Here is a 14,195-nt window from a genome sequence, read left to right on the forward strand (position 1 = left end):
CTGTCAACCTCGCCGCTTGCCAGCGGCGCGATCGGGTTGCTGAACATTGTGAACAATCTGACCGGTACGCAGCGTGTTCATGGAATCCACAGACATGTCCGTCACTATACGGCTGCGCTCAGGCGTGACAGTTAGCGTCAGGTGCTGCACTGGTATGCGGTTGGTGTCGTACACGAGCCGGCTGGTCCTAAGCAATGGCACACCAACCTCGGTGCCTAGCCATTGCGCGAAAGTCGGGTCAGCAGCAACTGCAGTGACTTCCTGGATGACGCGTCCGAACTCGACGCCCTGGCTCATCAGGATTTCATAGAGTGCGCGCTTTTTCAGGGTAGTGGCAGTGACGGCCTTGCTGTAGCGCTCTGGGACCCAGGCATCGGTCACCATGACAGTGACGTCACCTATCTTGCGCAATCGCAGAGCGTGAATCGCACGATCGCCAGGTTCGAGTTGCAACTGTTGGGCAATGGATAACGGAACCGGTCGCAGCTCGACGTTTAGCACCTCAACCTTGGTTTCCTCGGCCGATTTGTGGAGCGCATCCACAAATCCTAGCGTCGCCGCTTCCCTCGCAACAGGCAGGTCCGTAGGGACAAAAGTCCCCAGACCTTGCCGGCGGTAAACGTAACCTTGTGCTTCAAGGTCCGTCAGGGCCCGCCGCGCAGTGATGCGCGACACCCCAAAGTATGTGCAGAGATCCTCTTCTTTCGGGATCAAGCTACCGGCGGGGTAGCCGCCACTAACGATCCGCTCACGAAGCACAAGGAACATCTGACGATGTAATGAGGTACCACGCGCGCGGGGCAGAGTTTGGGTAGTGGATGCGGACATCATATAGACCGTATTGTTGGGTTCGGAGGCCAATATTGATGTTAGTCATTATGACATACAGATATGCCAACAAGCCAGGCTCGTGCCACGTGGGTCCGACGACTCGCGCACATCACGGAGCACACGCAGCGTAAACCCGAAAGGTTCCGGCTATATGTTATGGTAACATAACAACATGATTTGACTGAGATCGCACCACGCGCTACGGCTATTCAAGGGCGGAAGAAATTAGTGGCATCCGGTGCCCATTTTGCGTGCCACGGGATAGTGAAATACGTGAGACAGGCACTGTGACAGCGAAAAGAGATCTAAATGGAGCCCAGCTATGACATTCGCAATCCTGCCCGACCAGGTCCTGGTTCCTTGCGTTCTGATGAGAGGCGGCACAAGCAAGGGGGTGTACTTCCACGACAAAGATCTCCCCGTGGAAAAGGATGAGCGAGACCGATTTCTGATGCGGGTTATGGGCACACCGGACTTGATGCAGATCGATGGACTGGGCGGATCGAGGCTGGTTACTTCAAAGATCGCGATCGTGCGGCCATCAAATCGGCCTGACGCCGACGTTGACTACACTTTTGCACAGGTCGATATCGAGCGAGAGCTCATCGGGTACGACGGGAATTGCGGCAATATTTCCTCGGGTGTCGGGCCGTTCGCGATTGACGAGGGGCTCATCGATGCTATCGAGCCTTTTACCGTGGTGCGCATCTACAACAGGAATACCGGCAAAATCCTTGTTGCAAGAGTGCCCGTTGCTGGCGGCAAGGCGCGTGTAATTGGTGATTGCGCCATTGCGGGCGTGCCGGGTACCGGCGCGGAGATTCTGATGGACTTCTCGGGTACCGTGGGTGCGAAGACCGGCCGGCTACTGCCGACCGGGAACGTCGTGGACCAACTTACGCTCATTGATGGACGCACGATCGAAATTACCATTGCCGATGCGGCGAACCCGTGCGTTTTCCTAACGGCCAATTCGCTAGGACTGGATGGTACCGAACTGCCGACCGCCATTTCAGGCAACGAACGGTTGATAGCTACCATCGGCGAGATACAGTCGAAGGTCGGTCAGATGATCGGGATGTGGCCTGACTGGACGCGGGTTCATCTTCCCGGCGTACCGCTGTTCGTCATGGTCGCTGCGCCGACGGACTATGTCGACATGAACGGCAGGAAGCAATTGGCGATCGAGCACGATCTGTGTGCCCGCCTGGTTTTCCTGGGCAAATGCCATGAAAGCATGGCGGGTACTGGATCGATTTGCACGGCGGCGGCGTCACGTGTTTCTGGCTCGGTGGTCAACAAAATACTGGGACCCGGCGTGAGCCATGCGACGACATTGCGCATCGGTCACCCACTGGGCGCTATGGGTGTGAAGGTCGAGACCGATATCGCGACCGAAGGGCCGGAGCCGGTATTTCGTGTTCTTGGATTCGCCCGCACAGCAAGGCGAATGATGGAGGGGAATGTGTGCGTTCCAGTTGATAGCTTGAACGCGAGTTGAACGGTACGAATGCCAGCGAGGCCACCTGAGCGTTGCGGACCACGAGACGGTCGACAGTTCCGTGCGGCCTGCGTCGCCTTGCTTGCACCGTCTAATCTAACTTCAGGTTTGCCGCGCGACACTGTTGTGCCCGGCCTCTACGCGTCCCGCCAGGGCGTCGATTTTCGCCCTTGGATTTCGAAAGGCGACGTGTTGCGCTCATCTCCCAGTTCCGCGCTCAGTGCAAACTCCCGAACCATTCTGCCTGGAACATCGTTGTGTTAGCGCTAACACTTCGGCTCCAGCGTAGAGGACGCTCAGACTCGCGGTAAACCTCTATACCAATGATGAAATGTTGTTATGATAATAATACATTGTGGTATGAGAAATTCCTGGCGATACGGTCATTGGGTTTTTCGGAGAGGGAGACTCAATCGCTCTTAAATGGTCAGTGAATTCCGGTGTCGGTGTTGTTAAGTAAATTAGCAATACGAATTAATTGAAAAATATCACTGTCCAATTGAACAAAAAATATGGAGATTAGAGGAGAACATGAAAAAAACCATTCTCGCAGCAACGGCAACTTTGGCGGGCATCGTCGCGCCGGGTATTTCGTCGGCGCAAAGTAGCGTTACCTTATATGGCCTCATAGATGTCGGTGTGAACTATCTCAGCAACGCTCAGACAGGACGATCGGGTAACCAGTTGGTGGGGCGCTCCCAGTATTCACTGCAGGAGGGCTCAACGGGCGGCCAGAATGGGAGTCGATGGGGGCTTCGCGGAACTGAGGATCTCGGAGGAGGACTGAGCGCTATTTTCCAGATTGAGAACGGATTCGCAATCAACAACGGAACCTTGGGACAGGGCGGCGCGGAGTTCGGTCGCCAGGCCTATGTCGGCCTGCAGTCTTCGTACGGCACGGTCACATTGGGCCGGCAGTACGATCCCGTGGTGAGTTTCGTTCAACCGTTCGCTGCCGGGGCACAGTGGGGCGGGTACATCAGTTCGCACCCGGACGACGTTGACAATCTGCTGAATACTCGCCGCATAAACAATTCAGTGAAGTACATGAGCCGGAGTTATGGCGGATTCAACTTCGGCGGCCTCTATAGTCTCGGGGGTGTTCCCGGAAGTGTCGGAAGAAATCAGATCTGGTCTCTGGGTGCAGGCTACACCGCCGGCTCCCTCGCTTTGGGCGTTGGCTACCTGAATGCACGAAACCCGAACTTTTCGTACTTTGGAACCAACCCCTCGGCAGGCACCGCGCTTACCAGCAACAACATGGGGGCGCTCGGGAGCGCAACCAGTGCTCAATCCAATCCTGTCGTTGCGGGATATGCGTCGGCGAGTACAACACAGGTTATTGCCGCTGGTGCCAGCTATGTCATCGGCTCCGCGACGCTTGGTGCGACCTATTCGAATACGCAGTTTCGCGGCTTGGGCAATACCGGCTCATCGGGACCCAATCCTTTTGGGTATTCCGGGACGGCAACGTTCAACAACGCAGAAGCGAATTTCAAATATCAGATCAGTCTGGCCCTGCTTGCGGGGGGCGCGTACGACTACACGCGTTCGTCCGGTGCTTCGGGTCGAGCAGGGGCGACGTATCAACAAGCCTCCGTTGGGACGGACTATTTCCTTTCAAAGCGGACCGACGTGTATGCGATCGTCGTCTATCAGCATGCCAGTGGCACTGATTCGCTGAATCAGCCTGCGGTCGCGAGCATCACGGGCCAGACTGCATCGGCCAATAATCACGAGGTTCTTGTACGTCTCGGACTCAGGCACAAGTTCTGAGCGTAGCTCTTAAGACGATGGCGGTGAGTCTGTGCCTGGCAATGTAAAGATGGCAGCTTCCTGTGTTGGTCGGTCTCGCCGCCCGCAAAAAAGTTTGGCATGCGTCGTTGCGACGTTGGCTCGAAAAGTTTCCGGACATGACAATCGCGACAATTGATGGAGAATCATCAGATGACTAACCCGACGACGCACAACTCCCTCGGTCAAACGCATGCCTTGGCCAGTTTTGCTGCGAGTTTGCAGTTTTCAGATATTCCAACCTCGTTGGTAAAGCGAATCAAACTGCATGTGCTTGACGGGTTAGGAGTCTGTTTGCATGGCGCGCAGCTTCCCTGGACGAAACTGCTGAGAGATTTAGCGCTGGTCGAGGGAGGGACCCCTGTGGCAGGACTGTGGGGAACCGGTAAGCGAACCTCATTGACTCAAGCCGTGCTGGTCAACAGCACTGCGGGGCACGCTTTCGAAATGGATGACATTCACAAAGAGTCGGTGCTTCATCCCAATTCGATTGCCGTGCCGGTGGCGCTTGCACTTGCAGAGGTGCGGTCGGGAACACGAGGGCGTGACGTGCTAACTGCCATTGTCGCCGGCTACGAGGTGGGTCTTCGTGTCGGAAACGCCGCGACCACAGCGCTGTTCCTCAACGGTTTTCATCCCCAAGGCACTACCGGGGCCTTCATCTCGGCCGCTACTGCTGCAAACCTCTTACGACTTGATGCGAAATCCGCACAGCATGCGCTTGGCATTGCCGGTTCGCTGGGCTCGGGATTGATGGCGGCGCAGGAAGGCGCAATGGTAAAGCGCTTGCACGCTGGTCGAGCGTCGCAGAGTGGCCTGATGGCGGCGCTCCTTGGCGCACGAGGTTTCACGGGCATTGAAAACGTGTTGGAGGTTGACTACGGCGGGTTCCTTAGTTCGTTTTCGCGGGACTATTGTCTCGACAAGCTTACTCAGGGACTGGGTTCCGACTGGGAAGCGGGAAAGGTCGGTTTCAAAATGTATCCGAATGTCACGAGCATCCACACATCGCTGGACGCTTTAAAGCAGATTATCAGCGATGGAGAGTTAAGCGCACGCGACATTGAGTCAATCGAGGTGGGTTGCGGGCATATGACGTTCGTTCATACGGCGTGGCAGTACAAACCTGGCGGGGTAACGGCCGCCCAGATGAATCTGGCCTACGGTATGGCGATGATGGCTCTATACGGCGACGTGACGGCTGCTCACTACGACGATAGTTGTATCGCAAATGCGGACGTGCTTGCCTTCATTCCGCGAATCCGCGCGTTCGAGGATCCAGAGTTGGAGCAAATGGGCCCAGCGTATCGACATGCCTGCCGTGTCAGCGTTCGCACGTTCACTGGGCAAGTGTTCAAGCGTGAAGTACTCGCGCGCCGAGGAAGCCCGGAGGACGACGTGTCGCCAAGTGAGATCGAGCGTAAGTTTCGCAGCAACGTAGCCACCTGCATGTCGCAAAGAGGGGCACAGCGAATCGTCGAAATCGTTGCAAACCTCGAAGAACTCCCTGATCTTGCTGAGCTCTCCGACCTGCTTGGGTCAAAATTTCGACGTGGGGATAAGAGTGAACCGTTTTAGTTTGAACACAAAGCTATGGTTTGCATTGCTCATCATGTGGCTTGGCCTTCTGTTCCTCGGGGGCTGGGCTGCAATCCAGTCGCGCAATGCCATGTTGGCGGGGCGCAAGGCAGCAATTGAGGACGTGGTCGATGCGGCGGAGGGAGTCGTCGCGGAATACGCAAAGATGGCCGGGCGAAACGAATTGACGCAGGCGCAAGCCCAGCAGCAGGCAATGGCGCGACTCTCGGCCATGCGTTTTCCTGGCCACGGCTACATGGTCATTACTACGGCAACACCAGTCGTCATCATGCATCCGGTCCTCGCCGATTTGCGCAATAAGGACGTGAGCACCTCCGCGGACCCCAACGGCAAGCTCCTGTTCGTGGAGATGGTCAAGGTCGCACAGGCGAAGGGCGAAGGTTTTGTCGACTATATGGCGCGCCTGCCCGGCAAGACAGACTATATTTCGAAGATCAGTTTCGTGAAGCGCTTCGCGCCGTGGGACTGGTATCTGATCTCGGGCGTCTATGTCGACGACGTCGATGATGCCTTCAGGAGCAACTTGCTGAGCTACCTGGTCATGGTCTTCGTAATCGGCAGCCTGGGATCGGTCGCGCTCGTGATCATCATCCGCAATGTCAAACGTAGCCTTGGGGGTGAGCCTGCATACGCGGCCGCGGTCGCAGAAGGGATCGCTGACGGCGATCTCTCACACGACGTCACGCTCAGGGCCGGCGATAGCGGCAGCATGCTGTTTGCAATGCAACGCATGCAGCGCCGGCTGGCCGACACAATTCGTCGCATTCACAGCGGGACGGAGACGATTACCGTAGCCGCAGGGCAGATTGCGGCGGGCAACCTGGACCTGTCGGCTCGCACCGAAGAGCAGGCGTCGTCGCTCGGCGAAACGGCGGCAAGCATGGAAGAGCTGACCGCGACCGTCAAGCAGAACGCGGACAACGCGCGGCAGGCCAATCAAATGGCACTAACCACTTCGCGTATGGCCGTTGAAGGAGGCGAGGCGATGCAACAGGTGGTTGTAACGATGCAGAGCATCGCGAGCAGTTCTGTGCGGGTCGTTGATATCATTTCGGTCATCGAGGGCATTGCATTCCAGACCAACATCCTGGCGCTCAATGCGGCTGTCGAGGCAGCTCGTGCGGGTGAGGAGGGAAGGGGTTTTGCGGTGGTCGCTGGAGAGGTGCGCAACCTCGCGCACCGCAGCTCGGAAGCGGCCAAAGAGATCAAGCGTCTCATTGAGGACTCAGTCGAGCGGGTCGAAAATGGCAAGGCACTTGTAGAAAAGGCTGGCAGTACGATGCGGTCGCTGGTCCATTCAGTGCAACGCGTGACCGATATCATCAGTGAAATCTCCGCGGCGTCCGAAGAGCAGACTCGCGGCATCGAGCAGGTGAATATCGCGATCACGCACATGGATGAGGCAACGCAACAGAACGCAGCGATGGTCGAACAGGCCGCCGCCGCGGCGCAGTCGATGCAGGAGCAGGCGCAGATGCTTCGCGACATCGTCAATATGTTCCGTCTCGCAAGGATGATTGCGTGCGGGCCGGGAGCGGCATATTCAAGTTACGCGTGCATCGCCTCGAAGAGCTGAAGGTCGACTCGGTTGCCGTGAAGTGCAGCGCCATCAGCCGGCTGGTCGCGTCGTCGATGAACACCAGCAGCGTGCACGCCGGCGCGCGTTCCTCAAACCACCGGTGATCGCTGCCGTCAATCTGGATCAGCTTGGCAAGCCGGATGCCGTGACATTCGTACAGCTTCTCGCAGGCCAGCGTCGGCCCGAAATCGGCATAGCGCTCGCGAATCACAGCCAGTGCGCGTCGCGCCATGCCATCGGCTAACTGATGATTGCCCGGTCGGCCGCGCTTGCCTGACACCAGCCCGGCTACGCCGGCTGCCTCGTAGCGCAGCACCAGCCGTTCGACCTGGCGCACGCTTAACGCCAGCCGGTCTGCCGCCTGGCCTGGCTTCAGACGCCGCTCACATACGGCCTGTACAACCTTCAGCCGGTCCAGCTCAGTCATCGACATGGTGATCGTCCCAGATGCGTCCATGGCCAGCGCTCCTCAAGGGATACTGGCAGCCAGCCTGGACCCGCAAACACGACATTTCAATTTAGCGGAAACGCGACATCTGAACTTTGGACTAACACATTTGTTGTTGATAATTTATCGACAGTAAAGTGACTAATTAAAGCTGGTGTTACACCTGCGAGACAAGAGCCCCGCAAGCATTAGCGCGTAGCACCAGCGACCGAAAACCCGCGGAGAATTTTTCCCAAGCCCCGGTCCACACCGCACGGATGTGGTCGTCCGATGCGCTTTCCGCCTTACACGCGGAAATCACTTCAAGCGGATCGATACCGATCAACTCCGCTGCCTGAATGGCAACTTTCTCGTCAAAAACCGAACGTCCAAGCCGGTACTTGCTAACCGTCGATGGCGTGACGCCCAGCACTTTTGCTGCAGCGTAGTCGGACGGCAAGTGAAGCTTTTCGCGCAACGCGTCCAGATATTCAACAGTCGTTTTCATTCCCGAACCCCTTTGTGGAAATCTACCCTACTGGCAGCGTATGACAGTAGGCATCAAATGACAACATGTCATCGATTGACATGTGTCACTAAATGACACTATCCTTGCGGAAAGTCACCCCGTAAGCCGTCGGTAATCTACCCTTCCAATCGACGCTTGAGCCCCATCTGACAAGGCCGGGGTGGCTTTTTCCAGTGGTCGGGATGGGATTATCACGAGGTAAAAATGGGACGCATTTCGTTACAAATTCGTAGATCTTCACATGGCGGATTCTCCGTTGTCAGTCCACTGGAGCGTCGTGCACGCCGGATTTCTGCAATCAACTCCTTCTTTTACTGGCTCGGCGCGTAATGGGAACGGTCCTGTTCATCGCGTTTCTTGCGGGTATTGCGGTCGGCGTATTCGCGCTCGATCTGTTTTCTAACCGCCGCCGCGGATGACCGCCATCGCGGTGACAGCGGTCCTGTTGGTGGCCGCTCTCATCGTTGTATCGATTGCGCTGGCGCTTCTTGTTCGTCAATTGAGAGAGTGGGGAAGATGACCTCTGACTGGATCATGTTCGGGGCCGGAATGCTATCCGGCTTTGTTGCCGCGGGCTTCTTCATGGTCACGGCGCTCGCGCTCGTCAAGATCACCAACGACGGAACTGTGACGCGATGACGCCTGAAAATTCCGAATACGTTTCTTTTGAACATGTGATGCTGTGCGACGTGACGGAGGGCGGCACACATGGCCTCAATCAAGCTTTGTGAAGCTGAAATGCAGGCGCTTTATGGCCTTGGATACGAAGCGATCGCGCTCTATGTAATGGCGATCCGACCACGCATGGATTTCGCAACGGGTATGGTCGGCATCGCGCCACGCATCTCATGGCAAGCCCTGCGCGAGTGGATCTACGTCGAACCGCGGCAGGGCGTCAAAGCAACGGTCCCGTCAATTGAAGCGATACGGCGCATTGCACGCCAGCTTGAAAAAGCAGGGTTACTGCGCTGCGAATCGACTGAAAAAAATCTTGTTTTTCGAACGCTTCTCGCTGAAACGGATTCATGCGTCCAGAAAAAAGCCGACAGGAAGCCGACAGGTCAAGCCGACACAAGGAAACCTTCGGCAGTAAAGGCTCAACGTCCGGAAACCGACAGGGTGCAGTCGGCAAAAGCCGACACACACCCGGTATCCGGAGAAGCTCTTACTAATACCTCCTCCGCCACTACATACGTTAGTAGGGGAGACGAAGCGAAGGGGGGCGGTGGCGTTGCATTGATCTGGCCTGAGAACCTAGAAATCAACAAACGGGCCGCTATGACGACCTTGATGGGTGGCCTAGCGTCCGACCTTAAGCAGCAGATTCTGGACGAATGGCAGGGCGCTATACAGGCGGGCGGTATCCGTTACCCGGCGAAATTCTTCGCCAGCATGATCAATGACGCAAAGAGCGGTGTTTTCATGCCCGAACACGCGGGGCGTGTGAGCGCGGGACGTGAAACCAGAAAAAAGCAGCTTGCAGAAATGGCGCGTCGTGACGCGGCGTTTTCCGCCCAGGTCGCGGAATCGGCACGATCGCTTCCACCGGGCGGGTCGATCAAGGCGATGCTTAGCGGAGCCCTGAAGCGGAAAAAAGAGCAACAATCGACCGTGCAGTGAGCAGGCGGGTACGATGCGATGCAATTTGATTGGGAGAAACGACATGCCACGTTATTACGTCACGCACGACGGCCCTCTTGGACTTGCGCCACTCACAAGGGGCGGAACCTTTCGGGTATGGGATGAAATCAGAGCAGAGCCGATTCGTGAGTTGCACTGGTTCGAGTCCCGCGGCGCGCCGCTGCTGCCTCCCGACAGGACGCTATCAGAGGCAGAGGCTAGGAAAGAGGCGTACGACCTTACCCGGGAGCTCAACGCCAAGATCGAATCTGCTGACGCGTACCGTCGGCGTAAATGAGTCGATCCAGGGGACTCTAGGACTCGTGTCAATAACTGTACGCACGAGCTGGAAAATGCGACTCGAATGGGAAATGCGAGCGTGCGAAGGGACCAAAGTCCGCTTACTACGGAAGACCAAAACCCGGGGCGATTCCCTTTTTAGAGATCAGAGGTCGAGCTATGGGAATGAAGATAGATTGTCCGTGCTGCGGTGGCGAGATTGACGCTCGGCATACCGAGAGCATGTCTGCGACGTTGCGACGCATGTACTTTGTTTGTGACGATTGTGGTTATAGGACGCCGGCGGCGTTGGAAATTCTGTTCTCGTTGTCTGCGTCGTCACGCCCGCGCACAGGCGTGACTCTCGAAGTACGCCCGTCGCGAACGTTGTGTGGCGCAGTCAACGCTCGCACGACGATGCAATTCGCGAGGATGGCATGAGATTCACGATCGCATGCCCCCACTGCACCACGCGCGGGATCGCCCGAGCGACCGAGAAGGAGTCTGACACGGCCTGGATGATCGATTTCCAGTGCGACAACGTGACCTGCGGCCACACGTACCGCACACGCCTTCAGATGTTTCCGCCCGAGCTTCCGATTCCAAAACGGTCGCGACCGGAGACAATCGGGTTGCAGTTCAACGAATAAGCGCCGAGAGCTATCGACTCGTAAGCTGCGGCCTTCGAGAGTACACGAAAAACCGCGTCTGGCTTTTACGCTTGGCGTAAGAGCTTTTGCCCTTGTTGCGCGAGCAGATTGGGTAGGCCGATTGACCCTGCAAGATGGAGGGCGCCGACAACAAATAGAGTTGGCTCCGGTTGTCGTGCTTTTTCGAGAACAGTTGGAATCCAGTTCGTGTTCCGACGCCAGATGAGTTCGGAGGTCGTTTTCGGCATGAGTGCGATCCGCGCGGATAGGAACCTTTCGAAGAAAGGAGCATCGCGGTTTTTCCAAGCAGCGAGCATCTCGCGAAATTCAGAAAGTCCGGCGTCAAGGGCCACTACGTGGGCGAGAAAGGCGACTTGTTCCTCAATGGGCGCCGTCGCCAATATGCGTATCTGTTCGCTTCTCGATTCGAGGTTACCGATCCGCTTCGCTTCGCATTTCGCTCGATTCCAGAGTTGGGCGTCCACACCGAGTTGAGGTGTGTATCCCGCGGCCTGCACTGCATGGCCCATGAGCTGAAGAGCCGCCCAGCCGGGTTTAATCGTGAGCAGGGATTTTTCGTCGAGACCTAGGTGCGTCCAGTGTGCGCGGGTGGCGGTATAGGTGTCCGCGGTGATGAACTCTGGAAGATGGGCGTTTGGGGGAAGTAACGTAGGGGCGAGGTCGACGGAATCCGCGTAATCGATCTCAAAGAAGACATGAGTGGCTTTCGAAAACGCAATTTCCTCCTCTTGCAAAAGCTGCACAGGGTTCATGTCTGTAGCATGGATCGATCCCAATACATAGGTATTGGAGCCCTGAAGTTGCCATAGCATGCGAAACCTCGCCAATTGCGTGGAAGTGATTGCGCCGTCTGGTTTTCGCGAAGTGTATCAGCTTGCTCTGTTTGCAGCCCCTCAGAGGCTCTTGTTAACGACCCCAACGACGAATCACCGCTAGTTGTGGTGACGCCCGAGCCGCCATAGCGCTTGTAGTGCCGTCTGCGGACTTCTTGTTTCCCTAGTTATACTGGTCGCATGCTACTCAGTTGACCGATTGCATCTGTATCCCAATTCTCAGCGACGGAAATTGACATTCGCGTATGCCTCGAACGTGCATCTATTGCGACAAACCTAGAAAGTTCACAGACGAACATATGTTTCCTGCTGGCATCGGAGGCGACGATAGACGTTTTATGCTACGGGACCTAGTTTGTGGCGTGTGCAACACCACAGTCTTCTCACCGCTTGAGCGGCAGTTTATGCGCTCCTCGCCAGCGGCATTCGCGCGTATTTTTCTACAGGCACAAGGTCGCGGAAAGGGGAAAAAAGCGAGTATCCCCACGATTGACACGCTGTCAACGACCATTGCTTTGCCGGAACACGGTGAGGTCGAGGCGGAACTACTCGCTGGTGGGCAAGCAGTTACGCTTATGCAGATCGTACTCAGAGGCGGCGGCGAAGCGGTAGTCACCGGCGACGACCGGGGTGATTTTGGAAATTTTATTGACGCGGCGCGCGAAATAATAGATGACTTGATTCCGGTCGTCGCAAAAGAATTGGGCTCAAATGGCCGCGCAATCTACAAGCTAACAAATTTTAAATGGGTAAATGATGGCTACCACCCGGAGGCTGACGAAATACTTGATGTGCCTCCTGAAAAATGTCTTTGGCGCGAGTCATTTCCATCGATTTCGATAGAAAATCGACCAGCGAGACACCCGACACTTTATCAACGCACCGCTGGGCAAATTGCGCTCCGACTGTCTGCGACCGACAACATTGCGCCACTCCTTGCAGACCTCCGGTACGCCATCGCGAAGCTGTCTGAAACACCACTGCCGCCCTATCAGGCACTAGAAAAACCATCGTTGTCGATTTCAATGACGATCGATCCCAAGATCTACGTTCGCGTCCTTGCCAAGATAGGGTTGAATCTTGTCGCATGGACTTTTGGCGAGAAATACATAAGGGACCGGGCATTCAAGCGAACGAAGGCCGGTATTCTGACTGGCAAAAAAGACATTCTTTTGATTTCCGCAGATGAAAATGACGCGTTGAGGCCTATATTTAGTGGCGTTCCATCTAATCGCCATGCAATGACACTATTTCCTGTGCAAATAGGTGACAAATTTAATCTCGCCTTGATTATTCGCCTGTATGGTGGGGCAACGCATGCCGTCGATCTTGGAATCGATGTTCCGGCACCACCGCCTGCCGCGAAGGTTTATTTCTTCGTCGACTACTCTGCCCATCAGATCGATCAAATTGACAGCATTGAGTTTATGATGAAGTATCCACCTAAACTGCAATCGAACACCATATAAAATACATCCAGTAAATAAATTTATATATACAGAGATTTCAAAATATTAGTTTCTAACACTGTGATTTTCAGTGCGACGACGCAACGTGCGGTCACACATATCGCATGAAGCTCTGAATGTTCCCGCCCAAGCTGCCAACGCCTAAACGGCAGAGGCGAAGCAATACAAAATCTGCGGATCGGACCGTCTGAAACAATCGCCGCGCGCATCACATCGCATCACTCGGCCGGCCCAGAAATCGGCCGCCGCCCCGTGCAGACTGGCACCGCGCCGACGAGCGGCCAACTGCATCAAAACAAGGCACCGAAGAGGAGGGCAGGCGGGGAGGGGGACTGCGATCCTGAAGCAGTCTGGACCACCCACGGCCCGTACGACCGACCGGCGGTCGGCGCGCTGGCTGCCGGACCGGCGCCAGCCCGCCGTCGTGCGGGAAAACGCGCCGGGAGCCTATCGTCGCCACGTCTTTACAGTAGAGAAACGGAGTTATTGAAGGCGGCCCTCAAGCCCAATCACTAATTGCGCCCGATCAGAGCCGGTCATCATCGGGCTCAAGTCGGCCATCAAGAGTCGGTCAAGGTCAGGAGGTGGACGTCCGCTTCGCACACTCTCCCGGACTAAAACTGCGTACAGCGGAAGCGGCACCCTGATTCCCCCGTCGCTCGACGTCCTGTGCGAGTATCTCTCGGAAAACGCCCAATTCCGGCGCGCCGTGCAACTGGCAGAACCCCTCAAGCACCTCGGCGATGGCACCGTTCAATGTCTCCGGTTTGCGCGTACTGGCGATATGCGAACTACCCCTTACCAGTTCCAGCATGTATGTCATACGGCCCAGCGCCATCGCGGCATCGGAGATAGTTTTCTTCGGCATTCCAGCTCTCCCGCTCTATTTTCAATAAATCATTATTACCAGCACAAAGTACCGTCAGTGGTTCAAATTTTTCGCACGGCCGCACGCAGGAACGTTCTTGCCAATAGCCTCCATCGTACGGGCCGACTACCCCGCTTACGAGACGGCTGGACCGGTCAAACGGTCTGTCAGACGCCCTTCGGAAGCAGCTGCTCG

Annotated in this window: 13 protein-coding genes and 1 pseudogene; 9 read left to right on the forward strand and 5 right to left on the reverse strand. The window is 56.2% G+C overall.

Annotation, left to right across the window (positions count from 1 at the left end):
- Positions 1–3: 3 nt before the first annotated feature.
- Positions 4–768 carry a GntR family transcriptional regulator gene (locus BCY88_RS34030; protein ID WP_259461601.1) on the reverse strand — a complete coding sequence of 255 codons (765 nt, stop codon included), beginning with the start codon at positions 766–768 and terminating at the stop codon, positions 4–6.
- 385 nt (positions 769–1,153) lie between these two features.
- On the opposite strand from BCY88_RS34030, the gene BCY88_RS34035 reads away from it, so the two are divergent.
- From BCY88_RS34035 to BCY88_RS34050, 4 genes are all read left to right on the forward strand, one after another.
- Complete coding sequence (locus tag BCY88_RS34035; RefSeq protein ID WP_120348489.1) at positions 1,154–2,332, forward strand: 2-methylaconitate cis-trans isomerase PrpF family protein; 1,179 nt, start codon at positions 1,154–1,156, stop codon at positions 2,330–2,332.
- 531 nt (positions 2,333–2,863) lie between these two features.
- A complete protein-coding gene (locus BCY88_RS34040; RefSeq protein WP_120348490.1) occupies positions 2,864–4,108 on the forward strand; it encodes a porin in 1,245 nt (414 codons plus the stop codon).
- A 171-nt stretch (positions 4,109–4,279) separates the two neighbouring features.
- Complete coding sequence (locus BCY88_RS34045) at positions 4,280–5,704, forward strand: MmgE/PrpD family protein (protein WP_183081523.1); 1,425 nt, start codon at positions 4,280–4,282, stop codon at positions 5,702–5,704.
- The gene (locus BCY88_RS34050) at positions 5,691–7,301 is read left to right on the forward strand and encodes a methyl-accepting chemotaxis protein (protein ID WP_120348492.1); all 1,611 of its coding nucleotides are present in this window, start codon (positions 5,691–5,693) and stop codon (positions 7,299–7,301) included. The genes BCY88_RS34045 and BCY88_RS34050 overlap by 14 nt, the downstream gene beginning before the upstream one ends.
- On the opposite strand, the pseudogene BCY88_RS34055 reads toward BCY88_RS34050, so the two are convergent.
- Together BCY88_RS34055 and BCY88_RS34060 are read right to left on the reverse strand one after the other, a co-directional pair.
- Positions 7,297–7,761, reverse strand: a pseudogene (locus tag BCY88_RS34055) (helix-turn-helix domain-containing protein); the annotation flags it as partial. The gene BCY88_RS34050 and the pseudogene BCY88_RS34055 overlap by 5 nt on opposite strands.
- 148 nt (positions 7,762–7,909) lie before the next feature.
- Positions 7,910–8,239, reverse strand: coding sequence for a helix-turn-helix domain-containing protein (locus tag BCY88_RS34060; RefSeq protein ID WP_120348493.1), 330 nt, complete (start codon positions 8,237–8,239; stop codon positions 7,910–7,912).
- A gap of 537 nt (positions 8,240–8,776) precedes the next feature.
- Here BCY88_RS34060 and BCY88_RS40585 point away from each other — a divergent pair.
- The 4 genes from BCY88_RS40585 to BCY88_RS34080 all read left to right on the forward strand — a co-directional run bounded on the left by BCY88_RS40585 (position 8,777) and on the right by BCY88_RS34080 (position 10,809).
- Complete coding sequence (locus BCY88_RS40585; protein ID WP_259461602.1) at positions 8,777–8,899, forward strand: hypothetical protein; 123 nt, start codon at positions 8,777–8,779, stop codon at positions 8,897–8,899.
- Positions 8,900–8,968: 69 nt separating this feature from the next.
- On the forward strand, positions 8,969–9,880 hold the full coding sequence (locus tag BCY88_RS34065; RefSeq protein WP_120348494.1) for a hypothetical protein: 912 nt from the start codon (positions 8,969–8,971) through the stop codon (positions 9,878–9,880).
- A gap of 465 nt (positions 9,881–10,345) precedes the next feature.
- The gene (locus BCY88_RS34075; RefSeq protein ID WP_120348496.1) at positions 10,346–10,600 is read left to right on the forward strand and encodes an ogr/Delta-like zinc finger family protein; all 255 of its coding nucleotides are present in this window, start codon (positions 10,346–10,348) and stop codon (positions 10,598–10,600) included.
- Positions 10,597–10,809 carry an ogr/Delta-like zinc finger family protein gene (locus tag BCY88_RS34080; RefSeq protein WP_120348497.1) on the forward strand — a complete coding sequence of 71 codons (213 nt, stop codon included), beginning with the start codon at positions 10,597–10,599 and terminating at the stop codon, positions 10,807–10,809. Before BCY88_RS34075 ends, BCY88_RS34080 begins: the two co-directional genes overlap by 4 nt.
- A gap of 65 nt (positions 10,810–10,874) precedes the next feature.
- Here the strand turns inward: BCY88_RS34080 and BCY88_RS34085 are convergent, their stop codons facing one another.
- Complete coding sequence (locus BCY88_RS34085) at positions 10,875–11,642, reverse strand: TraB/GumN family protein (RefSeq protein ID WP_120348498.1); 768 nt, start codon at positions 11,640–11,642, stop codon at positions 10,875–10,877.
- Between the two features lie 320 nt (positions 11,643–11,962).
- Between BCY88_RS34085 and BCY88_RS34090 the strand changes: the two genes are divergently transcribed.
- Positions 11,963–13,132 carry a hypothetical protein gene (locus tag BCY88_RS34090; RefSeq protein ID WP_147408596.1) on the forward strand — a complete coding sequence of 390 codons (1,170 nt, stop codon included), beginning with the start codon at positions 11,963–11,965 and terminating at the stop codon, positions 13,130–13,132.
- Positions 13,133–13,709: 577 nt separating this feature from the next.
- Here BCY88_RS34090 and BCY88_RS34095 read toward each other — a convergent pair.
- The gene (locus tag BCY88_RS34095) at positions 13,710–14,000 is read right to left on the reverse strand and encodes a hypothetical protein (protein WP_120348500.1); all 291 of its coding nucleotides are present in this window, start codon (positions 13,998–14,000) and stop codon (positions 13,710–13,712) included.
- Positions 14,001–14,195: the final 195 nt, after the last annotated feature.

It is taken from the genome of Paraburkholderia fungorum (genome assembly GCF_003610895.1).
GTDB lineage: Bacteria > Pseudomonadota > Gammaproteobacteria > Burkholderiales > Burkholderiaceae > Paraburkholderia > Paraburkholderia fungorum_B.